General features: G+C 76.8%; 18 protein-coding genes. 8 read left to right on the top strand and 10 right to left on the bottom strand.

The window, feature by feature from the left end:
- The first annotated feature begins 118 nt into the window (after window positions 1-118).
- A complete protein-coding gene (gene pdxY, locus ACI79G_RS00305; RefSeq protein ID WP_456878660.1) occupies window positions 119-970 on the top strand; it encodes a pyridoxal kinase PdxY in 852 nt (283 codons plus the stop codon).
- Between the two features lie 11 nt (window positions 971-981).
- Here pdxY and ACI79G_RS00300 read toward each other — a convergent pair whose 3' ends face one another.
- Genes ACI79G_RS00300 through ACI79G_RS00290 form a run of 3 tightly spaced genes read right to left on the bottom strand, consistent with a single transcriptional unit; the run spans window position 982 to window position 3,557 of the window.
- Window positions 982-1,914 carry a quinone oxidoreductase family protein gene (locus ACI79G_RS00300; protein WP_456878659.1) on the bottom strand — a complete coding sequence of 311 codons (933 nt, stop codon included), beginning with the start codon at window positions 1,912-1,914 and terminating at the stop codon, window positions 982-984.
- Window positions 1,911-3,335, bottom strand: coding sequence for an NADP-dependent succinic semialdehyde dehydrogenase (locus ACI79G_RS00295; RefSeq protein WP_456878657.1), 1,425 nt, complete (start codon window positions 3,333-3,335; stop codon window positions 1,911-1,913). Before ACI79G_RS00295 ends, ACI79G_RS00300 begins: the two co-directional genes overlap by 4 nt.
- Before the next feature lie 45 nt (window positions 3,336-3,380).
- Complete coding sequence (locus ACI79G_RS00290) at window positions 3,381-3,557, bottom strand: hypothetical protein (RefSeq protein ID WP_446767533.1); 177 nt, start codon at window positions 3,555-3,557, stop codon at window positions 3,381-3,383.
- 142 nt (window positions 3,558-3,699) lie between these two features.
- Between ACI79G_RS00290 and ACI79G_RS00285 the strand changes: the two genes are divergently transcribed.
- On the top strand, window positions 3,700-4,719 hold the full coding sequence (locus ACI79G_RS00285) for a Brp/Blh family beta-carotene 15,15'-dioxygenase (RefSeq protein WP_456878656.1): 1,020 nt from the start codon (window positions 3,700-3,702) through the stop codon (window positions 4,717-4,719).
- Here the strand turns inward: ACI79G_RS00285 and ACI79G_RS00280 are convergent.
- Window positions 4,640-5,719, bottom strand: coding sequence for a glycosyltransferase (locus ACI79G_RS00280; protein ID WP_456878654.1), 1,080 nt, complete (start codon window positions 5,717-5,719; stop codon window positions 4,640-4,642). The two genes, ACI79G_RS00285 and ACI79G_RS00280, sit on opposite strands and share 80 nt — an antisense overlap.
- The gene (locus tag ACI79G_RS00275) at window positions 5,716-6,798 is read right to left on the bottom strand and encodes a glycosyltransferase family 9 protein (RefSeq protein ID WP_456878652.1); all 1,083 of its coding nucleotides are present in this window, start codon (window positions 6,796-6,798) and stop codon (window positions 5,716-5,718) included. The genes ACI79G_RS00280 and ACI79G_RS00275 overlap by 4 nt, the downstream gene beginning before the upstream one ends.
- Window positions 6,799-6,892: 94 nt before the next feature.
- Between ACI79G_RS00275 and ACI79G_RS00270 the strand changes: the two genes are divergently transcribed.
- The 4 genes from ACI79G_RS00270 (at window position 6,893) to ACI79G_RS00255 (ending at window position 11,584) form a co-directional block, all read left to right on the top strand.
- Window positions 6,893-8,089, top strand: coding sequence for a glycosyltransferase (locus ACI79G_RS00270; RefSeq protein WP_456878651.1), 1,197 nt, complete (start codon window positions 6,893-6,895; stop codon window positions 8,087-8,089).
- Entirely contained in the window at window positions 8,086-9,882 is a 1,797-nt protein-coding gene (locus ACI79G_RS00265; RefSeq protein ID WP_456878649.1) for a glycosyltransferase, read from the top strand. Before ACI79G_RS00270 ends, ACI79G_RS00265 begins: the two co-directional genes overlap by 4 nt.
- A 68-nt stretch (window positions 9,883-9,950) precedes the next feature.
- A complete protein-coding gene (locus ACI79G_RS00260; protein ID WP_456878647.1) occupies window positions 9,951-10,757 on the top strand; it encodes an SDR family oxidoreductase in 807 nt (268 codons plus the stop codon).
- Window positions 10,758-10,795: 38 nt separating this feature from the next.
- Entirely contained in the window at window positions 10,796-11,584 is a 789-nt protein-coding gene (locus ACI79G_RS00255; RefSeq protein ID WP_456878646.1) for a competence protein CoiA family protein, read from the top strand.
- A gap of 14 nt (window positions 11,585-11,598) precedes the next feature.
- Here the strand turns inward: ACI79G_RS00255 and ACI79G_RS00250 are convergent, their stop codons facing one another.
- Window positions 11,599-12,120: a DinB family protein gene (locus ACI79G_RS00250; RefSeq protein WP_456878645.1), complete on the bottom strand. Its 522-nt coding sequence runs from the start codon at window positions 12,118-12,120 to the stop codon at window positions 11,599-11,601.
- Between the two features lie 414 nt (window positions 12,121-12,534).
- Between ACI79G_RS00250 and ACI79G_RS00245 the strand changes: the two genes are divergently transcribed.
- Together ACI79G_RS00245 and ACI79G_RS00240 are read left to right on the top strand one after the other, a co-directional pair.
- Complete coding sequence (locus tag ACI79G_RS00245; RefSeq protein ID WP_456878644.1) at window positions 12,535-13,233, top strand: N-acetylmuramoyl-L-alanine amidase; 699 nt, start codon at window positions 12,535-12,537, stop codon at window positions 13,231-13,233.
- A 356-nt stretch (window positions 13,234-13,589) separates the two neighbouring features.
- Entirely contained in the window at window positions 13,590-14,009 is a 420-nt protein-coding gene (locus ACI79G_RS00240) for a hypothetical protein (RefSeq protein WP_456878642.1), read from the top strand.
- Between the two features lie 129 nt (window positions 14,010-14,138).
- On the opposite strand, the gene ACI79G_RS00235 is transcribed toward ACI79G_RS00240, so the two are convergent.
- The 4 genes from ACI79G_RS00235 to ACI79G_RS00220 form a co-directional block, all read right to left on the bottom strand.
- Window positions 14,139-14,948 (bottom strand): alpha/beta fold hydrolase, encoded by an 810-nt coding sequence (locus tag ACI79G_RS00235; protein ID WP_456878640.1) that lies wholly within the window; start codon window positions 14,946-14,948, stop codon window positions 14,139-14,141.
- Window positions 14,949-15,077: 129 nt separating this feature from the next.
- Window positions 15,078-15,593, bottom strand: a complete 516-nt coding sequence (locus tag ACI79G_RS00230) for a hypothetical protein (RefSeq protein WP_456878639.1) — start codon at window positions 15,591-15,593, stop codon at window positions 15,078-15,080.
- A gap of 107 nt (window positions 15,594-15,700) precedes the next feature.
- Window positions 15,701-16,912 (bottom strand): glycosyltransferase, encoded by a 1,212-nt coding sequence (locus ACI79G_RS00225; protein WP_456878638.1) that lies wholly within the window; start codon window positions 16,910-16,912, stop codon window positions 15,701-15,703.
- A 4-nt stretch (window positions 16,913-16,916) separates the two neighbouring features.
- On the bottom strand, window positions 16,917-18,029 hold the full coding sequence (locus ACI79G_RS00220; protein ID WP_456878636.1) for a zinc-binding dehydrogenase: 1,113 nt from the start codon (window positions 18,027-18,029) through the stop codon (window positions 16,917-16,919).
- Window positions 18,030-18,064 lie beyond the last annotated feature (35 nt).

The raw sequence follows: 18,064 nt of genomic DNA, 5'->3' as shown, positions 1-18,064 counted from the left end.
CCCGCACGGTGGCGGTCGGCTCCCGCCGTCGACGTCCCCCTCCGGCTGCCGGCCCGTCACGCTGGCCGAGCCGGAACGCGCCATCGGCGCCGGGTGGGGTCTGTGCGACCGTTCCACCATGGTCGCCGTCCTCTCGATCCAGTCCCACGTCGCCTACGGCCACGTCGGCAACTCCTCGGCCGTCTTCCCGCTGCAGCGCCTGGGTATCGAGGTGTGGCCGGTGCACACCGTGCAGTTCTCCAACCACACCGGCTACGGCGAGTGGAAGGGCCGGGTCTTCGACGGCCCGGCGATCGAGGAGGTCGTCGACGGCATCGCCGAGCGCGGCGTGCTGGGCACCTGCGACGCCGTCCTGTCCGGCTACCTCGGCTCGGCCGACATCGGGCACGCCGTCGTCGGCACCGCGCAGCGGGTGCGCCAGGCCAACCCGGCGGCGGTCTACTGCTGCGACCCGGTCGTCGGCGACGTCGGCCGCGGCGTCTTCGTCCGCCCCGGCATCCCCGAGTTCATGCGCGAGGTCGCCGTCCCCGCCGCCGACCTGGTCACCCCCAACCACTACGAGCTCGACCACCTCGCGGGGACGACGACGCGGACGCTCGACGAGGTGAGGGACGCCGTGGCCGCCGTCCAGGCGCTGGGCCCGCGCGTCGTGCTGACCACCTCGCTGGTCACCGCGGACACCCCCGGGGACGCCGTCGACCTGCTCGCCTCCGAGGGCGGCCGGCACTTCCGGGTGCGCACCCCGCGGCTGGACGTCGCGGTCAACGGCGCCGGCGACGCGATCGCCGCGCTCTTCCTCGCCCACTGGCTGGCCAGCCGGGACGCCGGCACCGCGCTCGGGGCGGCCGCCGCGTCCGTGCACGGCCTGCTGACCGCCACCGAGCAGGCGCGCTCGCGGGAGATCCTGCTGGTCGCCGCTCAGGAAGAGGTCGTGTCCCCGAGCCGCACGTTCCCCGTCGAGGAGGTCTGAGGGCGGCGCAGCTAGGGCACCAGCACCAGCTTGCCGTGGGTGTGGCCGGCCATGCCCTGTCGGTGCGCCGCGGCGACCTCCTCCAGCGGGAAGGTCGCGGCGACGACGACCTCCAGCCGGCCGGCGCCGGCGGCCTCCGCCAGGTCCGGCCGGGCGGCGTCCCGCAGCTCGGTGCCGGGGTCGGCACCCGGCCCGGCGCCGAGTGCCCGGATGCCCTCGCTGCCGGCGCGGCCGAAGGCGGCGATGGTGGCGATCCGCTGCCGGTCGGCGACCAGCTCGAGGGAGACGTCGACGGCCTCGTCGGTGCCGACGAGGTCCACGGCGGCGTCCACGCCGTCCGGCGCGAGGTCGCGGACCCGGTCGGCCAGCCCGTCGCCGTAGCGCACGGTCTCGGCGCCGAACCGGCGTACCAGCTCGGCGCCGCCGCCACCGACGGTGCCGATCACCCGGGCGCCGCGCAGCGCCGCCAGCTGGACGGCCATCAGGCCCACCCCGCCGGCGGCGCCGTGCACGAGCACGGTGTCGCCCTCCCCGACGCCGGTCGCGGTCAGGGCGTGCACCGCGGTGGCGCCGGTCAACATCAGCCCGGCGGCCTGCTCCCACCCGAGGGACGCCGGCTTGGGCACCAGCGCCGAGGCGCGGACGACGAGCTCGGCGGCGTACCCGCCGGAGACCCGGAACCCGATGACCTCGTCGCCCACGGCGAGCGGGACGTCCGGACCGACCGCGGTGACCACCCCGGACACCTCGAAGCCGAGGCGCTTCGGCAGCGCGGCCGGGTCGGTGCCGAACGCGCCGGTGTAGCTCTTCCAGTCCGCCGGGTTGACCCCGGCGGCGCGGACCTCGACCCGCGCCTGCCCGGGGCCGGGGTCGGCGACCGGCTGGTCGACGACGGTGAGCACCTCGGGGCCGCCGTAGGCGGTCGCCAGGACGACGCGGGTCACTCCGACGCGGCAGCGGCCGTGTTGCCCTCGCCCTGCTGGCTGCTGGGCGGGCCGATCCAGACGGTCTTGGCGTTGCAGAACTCGTACATGCCGAGCTCGGTCAGCTCCCGGCCGTAGCCGCTCTGCTTGACCCCGCCGAAGGGCAGCTCCGGGTAGCTCGTGGTCATCCCGTTGACGAACGCCATGCCCGACTGGATGTCGCGGATGAACCGCAGCCGCTCGCCCTGGTCCTCGCTCCACAGGTTCGAGCCCAGGCCGTAGACGTGCTGGTTGGCCAGCCGGATCGCCTCGTCCAGGTCGGCCACGGTGTGCAGCGCGGCGACCGGGCCGAACACCTCCTCCGACCAGATGCCCATCTCCGGGGTCACGTCGGTGACCAGGGTGGGCTCGTAGAACCAGCCGGGCCGGTCCACCCGCTTCCCGCCGACCACCACGGTGGCGCCCTTCTCCACGGCGTCCTGCACGTACCGCTCGACGTCCTCGACCCCCGACTCGGTGGCCAGCGGGCCGACCTGGGTGCCCTCGTCCATCGGGTCGCCGATGGTCAGGGCCGCCATCTTCTCGGCGAACAGCCGGGTGAACTCCTCGGCGACGTCGGCGTGGACGAAGAACCGCTTGGCCGCGATGCAGCTCTGCCCGTTGTTCTGGCAGCGCGCGGTCACCGCCACCTCAGCGGCCCGGTCCAGGTCCGCCGACGGCATCACGATGAACGGGTCCGAGCCGCCCAGCTCCAGCACGGTCTTCTTGAGCGCGTCCCCGGCGACCGTGGCCACCGCCTGCCCGGCGGCGTTCGACCCGGTCAGCGTCGCGGCCACGACCCGGTCGTCGCGCAACACCCGTTCGACCGCACCGGAGCCGATGAGCAGGGTCTGGAAGACGTCGTCGGGGAAGCCGGCCTTGCGGAACAGCTCCTCCAGGTACAGCGCGGTCTGCGGCACGTTGCTGGCGTGCTTGAGCAGGCCGACGTTGCCGGCCATCAGCGCCGGGGCGGCGAAGCGCATCGCCTGCCAGAGCGGGAAGTTCCACGGCATGACCGCCAGGACCACACCCAGCGGCTGGTGGACGACGTAGGCCTCGGTCGCACCGACCGCCCGCGCGTCGGCCGGCTGGGGCTGGAGCATGTCCTCGCCGTGCTCGGCGTAGTAGCGCAGCGCCTTGGCGCACTTGGCCACCTCGGCCTGCGCCGAGGCCAGCGTCTTGCCCATCTCGGTGGTCATCAGCTCCGCGACGCTCTTGGCGTCGGCGTCGAGCACGTCGGCGGCGGCCCGCAGCCAGCCGGCCCGCTGCCGCGGGCTGGTCAGCCGGTAGGACTCGAACGCGGCGGCCGCCCGGGCGATCCGCTCGTCGACGGCGTCGTCGGACAACGGCTCGAAGGTCTGCAGCGTCTCGCCGGTGGCGGGGTTGATGGTGGCGATGGCCATGGGTGTCCTCTCTCGGGGCGCTCGGTCTCGGCTGGGGCCCGGGGGTCAGGTCTTGCTCTTGCCCTGCGCGCTCGAGTGCTCGTGCCGGTCGTCGCCCTTGCTGACGTGCCGCATCTGCTTGCTCGCGCCGGTGGTCACGCCGGCCTCGCTGGGCGAGAGCCCCTCCTTCTTCGCCTGGCGGGCGGCGGCCTGCTGCTCCTGCTGGTTGGTCTTCTTGCTCATGGGGGTCCGGTTCCCCGCGGCGGGGGCCTGCACACCCGCCGGGGCCGACACCCTCGACCGTGGGGTGCCGATGGGTGGGTCGCTCCACGCCGGGGTACCGGCGGCGCGGTCGAGACCCGGGACCCCTCCTCCGAGGAGCACGATGCCGCCCTCCTCGCCGGCCCTCGCGGGCCGGGTCGCGTCCGCCCTCGACGGGCTGCCGCCCGGGGAGGCCCTCGCCCGCCCCGTCCGCGCCGCCACCGCGGTCTCGATCGGGGCAGTGGGAGCGGCGTGCCTGGTCGAGCTGACCGTCCCGGGTGGCTGGGGGGACGCGGCGCCGGTCGTGCTGCTGGCCGGGCTGCTGCTCGGCCTGCCGCACGGGGCGGTGGACCACCTGGTCCCCGGGTTCCGGCTGGGCTGGCGGCCACGGGTGCTCGCCGGGTTCGCCGCCGGTTACGCCCTCCTCGCCGCGGCCGGCTGGCTGGCGTTCCGCGCCGCCCCGGGTGCGGCCCTGCTGGCGTTCGTCGCCGTCTCCGTGTGGCACTTCGGCAGCGGGGAGACCGCCTTCGCCGACCTGCGCGCCGGCCGCCCGGTGCGGCGCCGGGTGCCCGCGGCCGTCGTCGTCGGGGCGCTGGTGCTGCTCGTGCCGCTGGTCCGCGGCGCCGAGGAGACCGCAGCCGTCGTCGCCGCGGTCGTGCCCGGGTCGGACGGTCGTCTGCCGCCGGAGCTGGCGGCCGTCGTCCTCGGCGTCGTCCTCCCCGCCACCGCGGTGCTCGCCGGGACGCTGCTGGGCGCCCGGCGGTGGCTGGACGCCGCCGAGCTGGGCGTCCTGACCGCCCTGGTGCTGGTCGTCCCGCCGCTGGCGGCGTTCGGGGTCTGGTTCGGCTGCTGGCACGCCGTCCGGCACGTGGCCCGCGTCGGAGCCGAGGACCCGGGCAACCGCGCCGACCTGGTCGCCGGCCGGCTGGGCCGGCCGCTGCGGCGCTTCGCCGGGCAGGCGGCGCTGCCCACGGCGGCGGTCCTCGCCGTCCTCGCGCTGCTGTGGTCGACCGCCGACGGGTGGCGGGCGTTCGTGGCCACCGACGTGCCGGTGCTGGCCGCGCTCACGCTCCCGCACGTGCTGGTGGTCGGCTGGCTGGACCGCCTGGAGTCCGGAGGACGGCGAACGTCCGGCGGGCCATGAGGTCGGCGTCGAAGGCGGCCACCGCCCGGGCCCGCGCGCGCCGGCCCAGCTCCGCGCGCGCGGCCGGGTCGGCGAGCAGGCCGGCCAGCGCCGCGGCGAGCGCCCCGGCGTCCTCCGGCGGGACGACGACGGCGTCGGCGCCGACCGCGACCGCGACGTCCCCCACGTCGGTGGCCACGCACGGCAGCCCCTCGGCCATGGCCTCCAGCAGCACCAGGGGCAGCGCCTCGTGGCGCGAGGACAGGCAGAAGACGTCGAGGTCGGCGAGGAAGGCGCGGACGTCGTCGACGAACCCGCAGAAGGTGACCGGCAGGCCGGCCGCCGCGGCCCGCAGCCGGTCGCCGTCCCGGCCCTCGCCGCCGACCACCACCTCGACCGGCGCGCCGTCGCCGGTCAGCACCCGGACGGCGTCGAGCAGCACGTCGAGACCCTTCTGCGGGGTCAGCCGGCCCAGCGCGCCGATCCGCGGCACCGCGTTGCCCGCGGGGCCGGACGGGTCGCCCGGCACGTCGACGCCGTTCGGGACGACGTGCACCCGGTGCGCGGGTACCCGCAGGTCGGCGACGAGCTGGTCGCGGGCGCCGGCGGCCGGCGTGAGCACGGCGGCCATCGCGCGGTAGAGCCCGGCCAGGTGGGCCCGCTCCTCCCCCGTCCCCGTGTCGCCGGGCAGGTGCAGCACGCCGACGGTGGGGGCGACCGCGAGCGCCGCCGCCACCGCCGCGGCGTTGGACCCGGGGTCGACGAGGTTGACCAGCACCGCGTCGGGGCGCTGCGCGGCCAGCGCGGCCCGCACCGCCGGCGCGGTGCCGGAGTGCCGGGCCAGCGGGACGACGGCGAGCCGGTCGGGCGGCAGCAGCGGCGCAAAGCGGCCGGCGAGCGGCTCGGCGCAGACCAGCGACGCCGTCGCGCCCTGGTCGCCGGCGCGGCGCAGCAGGTGGGTCAGGTAGACCTCGGCGCCGCCCCAGTTCTCGGAGTCGCAGACCAGCGAGACCCGTCTCACGACGCGGCCCGGCCGACGAGCTCGCGGGCCGCGGCGAGCACGTCCCGGGGCCGCACCGAGTCGGCGCAGCGGAAGTCGATGGGGCAGACCAGGTGCGGGCAGGGCGCGCACGGCACGTCGGCGACCAGCGCGCGGTGCCGCGGGCCGGGGTGCGCCCAGCGGACCGGATCGCCGGGCAGGAAGACGGTGACGCTGCGGGCGCCCACCGCGGCGGCCAGGTGCGCCGAGCCGGTGTCGTTGCCGACCAGCACCGCGGCGTCGCGCAGCAGCGCGGCCAGCCCGCCGAGGCCGGTGGCGCCGGTGAGGTCGACCGCCGGAGCACGCATCGCGGCGACCACCGCCGCGCCGACCGCCCGCTCCCCCGGCCCCCCGGTGACGACGACGGCCAGCCCGTCGGCGGCCAGCGCGTCGCCCACCGCGGCGTACCGCTGGGCCGGCCACATGCGGGTGGGCGAGGAGGCGCCCGGGTGCAGGACGGCGTAGCCGCCGGGCACCAGGCCCGTGCGGTCCAGCGTCGCCGCGTGCTCGGCCTCGTCGGCGGGCGTCAACGGGAAGGCCATCTCGGGCGGGCCGGCCGGCGGCAGGCCGAGGTGCTCGAAGAGCCGGGTGTGCCGCTCGGCCTCGTGCAGGTGCACCGGGTAGCGCAGGTGCAGGTGCTCCGCGCCGGGCGGCGGCTCCCAGCCGGTCGGGGCGAAGCCGCCGACGAGCCGGGCGCCCAGGGCCGCGGTGACCCGGTTGGCGGCGGGCCGGTCGCCGTAGACCTGCAGCGCCAGGTCGAAGCGCCGCTCGGCCGCCGCGGCGGTGAAAGCCGCCCAGGACGCCGGGTCGGGCTCGCGGCCGGGCGGGCGGTCGGGGACGTCGTCCGCGCCGGGGAAGGGCAGCAGCTCGTCGACGGCGTCCGCCATCCGCGCCACGACCGCGGCGGTCTCCGGCCAGGTGACCAGGCTGACCCGCAGGTCGGGCCGGGCGGCGCGCAGCCGGCGCAGCGCGGGCAGCGAGCAGAGCAGGTCGCCCAGCCCCACGCGCAGCCGCACGAGCGCGATCCGGCGCACCGCCGGGTCGACCAGGGGTCCGCTCACCTGCCCGTCCTCTCCCCCCGGCGGGCGTCCGCCGGGTCTGCTGTACTGCGGGTCCTGTCCAGAACGGGCAGGTCCCATGCGTGCGGGAGGTCCGGTGGTGCACTCCTCCAGCCCGCACGTGCTGCGGCTGTGCAGCGTGTTCGAGCCCGTGCGGGTCGACGGGCGGTCCGCGCGGTACGACCCGATCGGTGGCATGCAGAACCACACCGCCACGCTGACCCGCTGCCTGGACGCCCAGGGGCACGCGCAGACGGTGGTCACCTCGCGGCTGGCCGGTCGGCGCGGCGTCACCCGGCTCGGCCGCTCCGCCGTCGTGCACCGCACCGGGCTCCTGCTGCCGCGGCTGCGCCAGCTGTGGGCGCTGGACGCGCTGCGCGTCGTCCTGCGGCGGCCGGCGCGGCCGGTGGACGTCGTGCACGCCCACCAGGGCGAGGACCTCGCCACCCTGCCGCTGGCCCGGCTCGCCGCGCGGCGGCACCGCTGCCCGCTGGTGGTCACCGTGCACTGCAGCGTCGGGCACACGCTGACCGGCCGGGGTCCGCGCACCCGGCTGCTGCGGGCGCTGGGTGGGTGGGTCGAGCGGTCGGCGCTGCGCCGGGCCGACGCGGTCGTCGTCCTCACCGACCGGACCGCCGCCGCGCTGGCCGCCGACGGCGTGCCGGCTGCCCGGGTGCACACCATCCCGTCCGGCTTCGACCCGGGCCTGTTCGCCGGCGGCTCCCCCGACGTCTTCCCGGAGGTCGGGCGGCCGCGGATCGGCTACGTCGGCCGGCTGGCGCCGCAGAAGCGGGCCGACCTGCTGGTCGAGGCGTTCGGGCGGATGCGCCAGCCGGCGTCCCTCGTCGTCGTCGGCGACGGCCCCGACCGCGAGCGGGTGCACGGGCTGGCGGCCGGCCTGCCGCGGGTGCACCTCACCGGGTTCGTCGAGCACACCGCCGTCCCGGCCGTGCTGGCCGCGCTCGACGTGCTGGTGCTGCCGTCGGCCTACGAGGAGATGGGCTCGGTGCTGACCGAGGCCATGGCCTCGGGGCTGCCGGTGGTGGCCAGCGACGTCGGTGGCATCCCCGAGGTGGTGCGCGACGGGCAGACCGGCCTGCTCGTGCCGCCCGGGGACGTCGCCGCGCTGGCCGCGGCGCTGGACCGGCTGGCCGCCGACGCCGACCTGCGCGCCCGGCTGTCGGCGGGGGCGCGCGCCCGGGCCGCCGTGTACGCCTGGCCCCGGCTGGCCGCGCGGGTGGCCGCCGTCTACGCGCGGGTGCGGGGAGGGTGCGCGGTGGGGGCCGCTGCGTGACGGCGGTCGGCGTGCTCGTGCCGGTGTACGACCAGGCCGCCTTCCTGCCCCGCGCGCTGGAGGGCCTGCGCGCGCAGGGGACCGGCGACTGGACGGCGCTGGTGCTCGACGACGGCTCACCGGACCCCTCGGCGGTGGCCGACGTGGTGGGCGGGCTGGGCGACCCCCGGGTGCGGGTGGTCCGGTGGGCGGGCAACCGCGGGCTCGGCGCGACGCTGAACGCCGGGCTCGACGCGCTGGGGACCCCGCTGGTCGCCTACCTCCCGGCCGACGACGTCTGGTCGCCCGACCACCTCACCGCGCTGCTCGGCCGCCTGGCCGAGCCCGGCGTCGTCCTGGCGCGGTCGGGCCTCGCCGAGCCGTCGGACACCGCGTACGCACAGCTGGTGCAGGTGGCGCACCGGCTCACCGCCGACCGGTGGACCGAGCGGGCGGAGCTGGAGAGCGACGACCTCGGCCGGCTGATGTGGGACCGGCTGCGGGGGCGGACGGCGGACACCGGCCGGGTCACCTGCTCGTGGACCCGCCACCCCGGGCAGCGGTCGGCGGCCCTGCGCGAGTCGCGGGACGGCGGGCTGAATGTCTTCCGCAGCCGCTACCGGGTGCGCGAGCCGCTGCGCTTCGCCTCCACCGACGGCGGGGACGTCGACGAGGTCGCCCGCTACGCGCGGTTCCGATCGCGGTCGTACCCGGCCGACGGGCTGTCCGTGCTGCTGGTCGGCGAGCTCGCGCTCAACCCCGAGCGCGTGCTGGCCCTGGCCGAGCGCGGCACCCGGCTGACCGGGCTCTGGACGGCCGACGGCCTCGGCGACGCCACCGTGGGCCCCCTGCCGTTCGGGCACGTGCCCGACCTCCCCCGCGACCGGTGGCGCGACGCCGTGCGGGAACTCGCACCCGACGTGGTGTGGGCGCAGCTGAACTGGCGGGCGGTGCCGTTCGCGCACGCGGTGCAGTCGGCGTTCCCCGAGCTGCCGTTCGTGTGGACCTTCAAGGAGGCGCCGCAGCGCAGCACCGTCCGCGGGGAGTGGCCGCTGCTGGCCGACCTGGTGACGCGCGCCCCGGCGTCGCTGTTCGCCACGGAGGAGGAACGCGACTGGTTCGCCCTGGCGCTGTCCGGGCGGGTCGACCCGACCCGGCTCAGGGTGCTGGACGGCGACCTGCCCAAGCGGGACTGGCTGGACGCCCCGCTCACGCCGAAGCTGTCCGACGCCGACGGGCAGCCGCACACCGTCGTCGCCGGCCGGCCGTCGGGGCTGGACCTCGACTGGGTGCTCGGGCTGGCCGCGCGAGGCGTGCACACCCACCTCTACGGGCAGGTGCGGGCGCCGGGGCCGAAGGGCTTGTGGACCGGCTGGCTCGACGCCGCGCTCACCGCCGCACCGGGGTTCGTGCACGTGCACCCGCCGGTCGGGCCCGACGAGTGGGTGCGCGAGCTGTCGCGGTACGACGCCGGGTGGCTGCACCGCTTCGACAGCACCAACGCCGGCGACCTGCGGCGGGCCACGTGGGACGACCTCAACTCCCCCGCCCGGCTGCCGGTCTACCTCGCCGCGGGGCTGCCGCTGCTGCAGCAGGCCAACCCGGGGTCGCTGGTGTCGGTGGAGCGGGTGCTGCGCCGCGACGGGACCGGCCTGCTCTACCGGTCCGCCGACGACGTGGCCGCCGTCCTGGCCGGGGAGCTGGCCTCCCGGCGGGGTGCGGCGGCGGCGCTGGCGGTGCGCGAGCAGCACACCTTCGACGCGCACGCCGACCGCGTGCTGGAGCTGTTCGGCTCGGTGCTCGGCGCCCAGTGACGCCGGACCCTGGTGGTGCGGACCACCACGCGGCACCCTCACGGCCAGCACGCACCGAGGAGGACGCCGTGCGCACCCTCGTCGTCGGCGGGACCGGCACCGTCGGCCGGCCCCTGGCCGCGGAGCTGGTCCGCCGCGGTCACGAGGTCCGGGTCCTCAGCAGGAGCGGCGGCACGGCCGGCACCACCGGCGCCGTCGGTCATCGCGGGGACGTGGCCGCCGGCACGGGTGTCGACGAGGCGGTGGCCGGCGTCGAGGCCGTGGTCGACTGCCTCAACGTCGAGACGGTCCGACGGAGCCGTGCCGAGGCCGTGCTGGTGCGCGGCACCCGCCGGCTGCTCGGCGCCGGGGCCGCGGCCGGCGTGCACCACCACGTGCTGCTGTCGATCGTCGGGATCGACCGGATCCCCTACCCCTACTACGCCGCCAAGCTCCACCAGGAGGAGGCGGTCACGACCGGCCCGGTCCCGTCCACCGTGCTGCGGGCCACGCCGTTCCACGAGTTCGTCGCCACGGTGGCCCGCCGCGGCCGCGTCGGCCCGGTCGTCCTCGTGCCCCGGCTGCGCACCGTACCCGTGGCCGCCGTCGAGGTCGCCCGGGCGCTGGCCGACGCCGTGGAGGGCGGGCCGTGCGGTCGGGCACCCGACGTCGGCGGACCGCGGGAGGAGGAGTTCGTGGACCTGGTCCGCGTGTTCCTGCGCGCGCGGGGCGACCGCGGCGTCGTGGTGCCAGTGGTCTGGCCGGGTCGGGCCGGGCGGGCGATGCGCGACGGGGCGCAGCTGCCCACCGGGGGCCGGCGCGGCCGGCAGTCGTTCGACGAGTGGCTCGTCGAGCACCACGGCCCGGTCGGGAGCGGCTCCGCCGGCCGGTCGTGACGCCCGGACCTGTCGGTCCTCCGGCCTACCGTCGCGGCGTGTCGATCGAGCTGCGGTGGGCGGTGACGGACGGGCCGGCGGGCACCGCTGCCGTCACGCTGCCCGAGGACGGGACGGCGGCCCGCGTGCTCGGCCTCGACCGCAGCAGCGGCTTCTGGTGCTCCCGCGAGGCCGGCGGGTGCGGTGGCCGGCTCGTCCTGGAGGCCCGGGACGGCGCCCGGCCGCACTTCCGGCACTCCGGCGACGTGCGCTGCGCCTTCACCGCGTCCGACGCCGGTCCGGCCTACGAGCACCTCCGCCACCGGCGGGCGCTGGGGGCGTGGCTGGCCGCGCAGGGGTTCCGGCCGGTGTTCGAGGAGGTCCCCCGGGACGGCGGGCTGCACGTCGTCGTGGCCGAGGTGAGCTGCGCCGTCGCCGTGCAGCTCTCACCCCTGCCGGACACCACCTGGCGGGAGCGCGACGACCGGTACCGCAGGCAGGTCCGGCACGTGACCTGGCTCTACGGGCCCGCGGCCGAGTCGGCCGGCGACACCGAGCTGGCCGTCCGGGGCGTCGCCTACGCGGTGCGCCGGCACAACACCGGGCTGCTCGTCGGCGTCCGGGACGTCGACGGCGGGACGCGCTGGGTGCGACTCGGCGCCTGCCGCCTCACCCCTGGCGGGTTCGAGGCGCCGGGCGCAGCGCAGGCCCGCGCGCTGCACGCCTGCCGCACGGCCGACCGGCAGGAGGCAGCGCTACGGGCCGCCCGGTGCGCGGAGCGGGCGGCGCAGGGGTCGCGGGACCGCCCCCGGGTCGAGGCGCCGCCCGTCCTCCCGTTCCCCGCGTAGCGGACCGGCCCCGGCTACTCGCCGGTGGCGCCGTCGATCGCCTCCCGCAGCAGGTCCGCGTGGCCGTTGTGCCGGGCGTACTCCTCGACCAGGTGCAGCAGGATCCAGCGCAGCGAGTACTCGTCGTGCCGGCCCCACGGCCGGTCCGCGGTGTCGAGCGGGAGCTGGTCGACGACCTTGCCGACCGCCTCGGTGACGGCGTGCCAGGTCGCCCAGGCCACGTCGACGTCGGCCTGGGTGACGGTGGCCGGGTCCACCCGGAACTGCTCGTCGCGGTCCCGGACCACGTCCGGCCACATGTCGTACGGCAGCCCGCCGAAGCCGACCAGCCAGCCGGTCTCCACCGCCGCGAGGTGGCGGACCATGCCGAGCAGGGTGAGGTCCGAGGTGGGGACGGCGCGGGCCGCCAGCTGCTGCGGTGTCAGGCCCGCGCACTTCCAGGCCAGCGTCTCCCGCTGGTACTGCAGGAACCCGGTCACCAGCGTGACCTCGTCCCCGGTGAGCGGGGGCTCGGTGCGGTCGTCCTCGGGCGTCACGCCCACCTCCTCGTCCGGCGTCGTCGCGGCAGTGTGCCGCACCGCCGAGCGGACCGGCTGCCCGCATCGACACCGCCGGACGACACCGAACGGGCGCGGTCGTGTCGTGTCGCTCGGCCCGACGACCGGGCAGGGCGCCAGGACTCGAGTGTCGGAGGAGCTCGCAGCTGCCGATGGATCGATGTCCGCTGGGACCCGCGGACACGACGCCCGGAGACGGTGCGACGGGAGCATTCCCGTGTACGGATGGCGAGGGGGTGGCACGTGGTCGGCAGACCGACGTCAACAGGAGTGGGGCTCCTCGTCGTCGCGCTGCTCGTAACGAGCGGGTGTACGCGACCGGTGGGCACAGCCACCGCACCGGCAGAGGAGGGCAGCCCTGCACCCACGGTCTCGTCCGCGAGCACGTCGCCGGTGCCGACCATCCCGGCGTCGCCGCCCTCGCCTGCCGTCGTCGTACTGGACCCAGGCCACAACGGCGCGAACGCGTTCCACCCCGAGGAACTGGGTCGCGCCGTGTCGGCAGGAGGCTTCACCAAGCCGTGCAACACGACCGGGACCGCCACTGACGGGGGCTACCCGGAGCACGCCTTCGCCTTCGACGTCGCTCTGCGTGCCGCGGAGCTGTTGCGTCATGAGGGCGTGACGGTGGTGCTGACCCGTCCCGACGACAGCGGAGTCGGACCGTGTGTGGACGCGCGCGCGGCCGTCGCCAACGACGCTGGTGCCGATCTCGCGGTCTCCATCCACGCGGACGGCGCTGCCGCGGACGCGCGGGGTTTCCACGTCATCACACCGGCTGTGGCGCCTGATGGAGGGAATGCGGCGATCGTCGAGACCTCGGCGCGGGCGGCGCTGGACCTACGAGCAGCATTCGGTGCGGCGACCGGGCAGGAGCCGGCGACCTATCCCGGTGGACTGCTGGAAGCGGGGCTCACCCGCCGCGACGACCTGGCGGGGCTCAACCTGGCGCGCGTGCCTGCGGTGTTCATCGAGTGCGCCAACATGCGCAACGCCACGGACGCCGCTGCGGTGGTCGATGCCTCGTGGCGGCAGCGTGCAGCCGAGGGCATCGCGGACGGTGTCCGCGTCTTCCTGGCGACGTCGCCCTGATGAGGGGGCACCCGGCGTCGTCCCATCGGGTGACGCTCGTCCTCGGCGTCCGCACGGCGACGAGCCGCGGACTAGCGTCCTGCCGTTCGACGTCGACGATCTGGGGGGACCTCATGCGGCGCAGGGTCGCGACGACCGTGGCCCTTGGCGTGACGGTCGCCGTCACAGCTGGATGCGGGACCACGGTGCGCGGACTGGCCTCCCCCGCTGAGGGCACGTCGGCTGCCTCCGCACCGGCCGCCCCGCCCCCTGGGGACGACACCGCCGGCGGCGCCGACCCCGCCTGCCTCATCGAGGATGGTTGCCCTGCCCCCGGCGCTCCAGCCTCCCCCCGCGACCCAGGCACCACGGACACCGTGGTGTGTGCGCCGCTCCCCAGCGCGATGGCCGTCTTCGACGAGCAGGCCGGCGCCCTCTTCCCGAGTGGTCAGGTCCCGGACTCCGGCTCGGACGCCGGCCTCAGCGGCCTGCGGGGCTTGGTCATCGACGTGGTCGACCAGTGCGGTTACCAGGTGATGGTCGACGTGGCGAACCAGTACCCCGATCCCATCTACAGCTGGCTGCGCAGTACGGCGGTCATGGCGCTCGGCGAGATCTCCGCGCTGCCGGACGGCCTCCGCTGTGCAGACCTGGCTTCGCTGGGGCTCGGGCCGAAGCAGGCACTCGACTACTGGTTCCTGTGGAACGGCCCGAGTCTCATGGACGCCGACGTCGACGGCATCCCCTGCGAGACCGTCTGGCCGAACGTCGAGCGGTACATGCCGGCGCACTACTGACCGACCCCGGGCCATGAGGGCGCGGCTGACGGGACCGGTGGAGACGGCTGCGCGGTACCAACGGCCCTCGGCAGCACAGGCCCTGCTGCGTGTCTGGGGACGGTGGCCGTCCGACGACGTCCGTGCAGGTCAGCACCCGTCGGAGCGGCCGTGCAGGAACTCGACCAGGACGGGCGCGAGGTCCTCGTCGGCGACGCCGTGCCAGCTGCCGGGCAGGCTGCGGTGGCTGCCGGAGGGCAGCTGTGCGGCGACGGACGCCGCCATCCCGGTGAGGTCGTCGCTGCTGCCCTGGCTGTCCAGGACGAGGGTCGGGACGGTCACCGCGGCCAGCAGTTCCGTCGTGGTGGCCTCGCTGACCCGGCTGTCGTGCACCAGCGTGTGCGCCACCGACTCCATCGCCGTCCACGCCGAGCTGCCGCGCATCTCCGCGACCATCGCGGGCGGGACGCCGATGCCGACCATGACGTGCTCCACCGCGGCGTCGCGCCGGCCGGCCGACACCAGCGCCTCGAGCTCCGCGGTGAAGGCGGCCTGCGCCGGCCGGTCCTCGACGGTGCCGATGGGCGGTTCGAGCAGCACCATCGCCGGGATCGGCAGGCCGCGCGCGGCTGCCTGCAGGGCGACCAGCCCGCCGCTGGAGAAGCCGTACAGGCACGCCGTGCCGCCGACGTCCTCGATGAGCGCGGCGAGGTCCTCGACCTCCCGCTCGACGGCGTACGGCGGGGTGTCGCCGCTGTCCCCGCGGCCGCGGCGGTCGTAGTGGACGACGGTGAAGTCCCTCGCGAGGAGGTCGATCAGCCCGGAGGAGAAGGAGCTGAGCCCGCGGAAGTGACCGGCGGCGTCCACGAGCACGAGCGGCGGCCCGCTCCCGGTGCGCTCGAACGCGATGACCGTCCCGTCCGCCGACCGGACGGTGTGCGGCTGCCTGCCCGAGGTCATCGCGGTCTCCCCTGCACCGTGCGGGACCGTTCGGGGGTTGGACCCGCGGCGCACCGCGGAGTCATCGCCGTGGGCACGCAGCGCGGACCGCGCGCGGACAGCGCTGCATGCACACCGCGGCCGGACGGCCTACGACGTGGGCTGTTCCTCGGACGGCGGGCTGACCTCGTCCGCCGCAGGCACCGGCACCTCCTGCGCGGGCACCTCCTGCGCGGGCACCGACGCCTCGGGCGCAGGTGCCGGCACCTCCGCCGCGGGCACCGGCACCTCCTGCGCGGGCACCGACGCCTCGGGCGCGGGCACCGGCGCGTCGGGACGGCGCCGGGTCAGGCGCAGGTGCGGCAGGTGCAGGTGCGGCCGGTGCAGCGTGCCGCGCGGCGTCAGCCGGTCGACGACGCGCGGCGGCAGGTGCACGTGCGGGAGCTGCGTCAGGTGCGGGTGCGGCAGCCGCCGGACGCCGGGTGGCACGTGCTGCGCCACGACGGCCGCCGCCCGCACACGCAGCCCCGCCTCCTCGCGCGCTCTGATGGCCGCCCGGGCGGCCCGGTGGTCACGCTCCCACCGCGCGGTGTTGCTCCGCGCCATCGCGATGACCAGTGCGATCTCCAGCCCGAAGCCGAGCACGATGACAGCCGCCCACTTCATGACGACCCACTCCCCGAGCGCCGCGGGAGCCCGGCCCACCCGGCGTGCGCGGCGATGTCGGCAGGATCCGCCCCCGGGGGTTGCGGGACAAGTGCGTCCGCAACGACTCACCGTGCGACACGCCGGTAGACCTCCTGCAGCGCCGCGACGTGGGCCGTGGGGTCGTGCCCCGATCGCACCCGGGCCCATCCCGCACGGCCGAGACGGCCCGCCCCGGCGGGGTCCGACAGCAGCCGGGTGAGCGCGCCGGACAGCGCGGCGGCGTCCCCGGGCGGCACCAGGAGCCCCGTCGTGCCGTCGTCCACCAGCTCGGGGACGCCGCCCACCGCGGAGGCCACCACCGGCACGCCGTGGGCCGCGGCCTCGAGGACGGCCATCGGGCAGTTCTCCCACCACAGCGCCGGCAGGACGGCGACCGCCGCGGCCCGCAGCTCGGCGGCGACCCGGTCCGGCGCCAGCGGGCCCAGGACGTCGACCGGCAGCCCCTCCGCCGCGACCCGCGCCCGCACCACCGGCTCCAGCCGCCCGGACCCGGCCAGCCGCACCCGCACGCCCGAGGGCAGCCGCGCGGCCGCGTCCAGCAGGGTGTCCACGCCCTTCTCCGCGACCAGCCGCGAGGCGTACAGCACCACCGGCGGGTCGCCGGGGGCGGGCCGGGGCGAGGGCGCCGCGACCACCGGGTTGGGCAGCACCTCGACCCGGTCGGCCGGCAGCCCACCTTCGACCACCCGGTCGCGCAGGAACGCGCTCGGCGCCACGAAGCGGTCCACCCGGCCGTAGACGCCGCGGGCGCGGGCTGCGTAGGAGTCCACCGCCGCGGCGACCGACCGCCACCGCGAGCCCTCCAGGCAGCGGTGCCGCACCACCTGCCAGTAGCCGCCGGACAGGCAGCGGGTGCAGGGCGCGCCCTCGGTGAACAACCGGAAGTTGGGGCAGACCGGCTTGTAGTCGTGCAGCGTCATCACCGTCGGCACGCCGCGGCGCTGCAGCGCGTCGAGCACCGAGAGCGTCAGCCGCTCGAAGACGTGGTGCACGTGCGCGACGTCCGGCCGCACCTCGTCGACCACCCGCGCCAGCGCCCGGTACGCGGCCGGCGACCACACCCCGGCCCACGCCTCCCCGAACCGGGTCCGCGCGCCGGCCCCCGCCGCTCCCGGCAGGCAGGAGCGCACCGGGGTGGGCAGGGTCCGCTCCTCGGCCACGGCGAAGGGCACCACCTCGTGCCCGGCGGCCCGCAGCAGGTCCGCGGTGAGGACCAGCATCGTCTCCGCGCCACCGGGCCCCTCGGTCCAGTGGTTGCCGACGAGCAGGACCCGCACGGTGTCAGAACCGCAGCACGGCCTGCAGCGGCGGCGCGGCCAGCCGGCGGCCGGCGAGGTCGGCGAGCAACCGCGGCCCCTCCTCGAACGGCAGCACGTCGGTGACCAGGTGCCGGCGGACGTCGTCCCCGCGCTCGCGCAGCAGGTCGAGGGTGACCTCCGCCAGCGCCGTCCTCGGCCAGGCGCCCGCCATACCGCGGGGCACCCGGCCGATCTGCGCGCAGACCACCGCGAGGCCGTTGTGGTGGAACTCCTCGCCGAACCGCACCGCCTCGGCGCCGGCCTGGTAGAAGCCGAGGTCGACGACGGTCCCCTGCGGGCGCAGCGCCTTGAGCCCGGTGGCCAGCGCGGCGTCGTGCCCGCGGCACTGCAGCACGACGTCGGCGCCGGCGTCCCCCGGCCCGTGCCGCCAGCGCTCCTTGACCGCGCGCCAGGCCGGGGAGGCGGGCTCGGCAGCTGCGCCGTCCGCGAGGGTGGTCAGGCCGAGCGCCTCGGCGACCGCGCGCCGCTCGGCGGAGGGCTCGGCGACGACGACGTCCGCGGCCCCGTGCTGCACGGCGAGCATCGCGCTGAGCAGCCCGATGACCCCGGCACCGGTGACCAGCACGTGCCGGTCGCGCACCCCGGCGTCGACGCCCGCACCCGGTCCGGCGACGTCGGCGGCGGCGTGCAGCAGCCCGTTGACGCAGATCGGCCCCATCTGGGCCAGGTAGACGCCCAGCAGCGGGTCGAGGTCGTCGGGCACCGGGATGACCGGCTTGACCGACGGGTCGGCGCAGGTGCCGGTGCGGTGCCCGTAGGCCATGGCGACCCGCTGCCCCTCGGCCAGGTCGGGGGTGCGGCTCTCGGTGACCCGGCCGACCTCCATGTAGCCCAGGCCGGCCACCGGGTAAGCGGCCGGCGGCCCGGCGTCGTCGAACGAGCGCAGCTCGGGGTCCCAGTGCAGCAGGTGGTGCGGGTCGGTGCCGCGGACCAGCGCGACCTCCGTGCCGGCGCTGATCCCGCTCCACTCGGTGCGGACCCACGCCTGACCGGGGCCGGGGTCGGGCTCCTCGAGGTCCAGGACCGCCGGCTGTCCGGGCGCGACCACCCCGATGCTGCGGACCGCGCGGCTCACTCCGTGCCCCGTTCGCTACCGCGAGGCGCTCCGCT

The sequence above is a fragment of the Geodermatophilus sp. SYSU D00779 genome (assembly GCF_054050595.1).
Note: the sequence above shows the minus strand (reverse complement) of the source record. Positions and strands in the feature narration are given on the sequence as shown.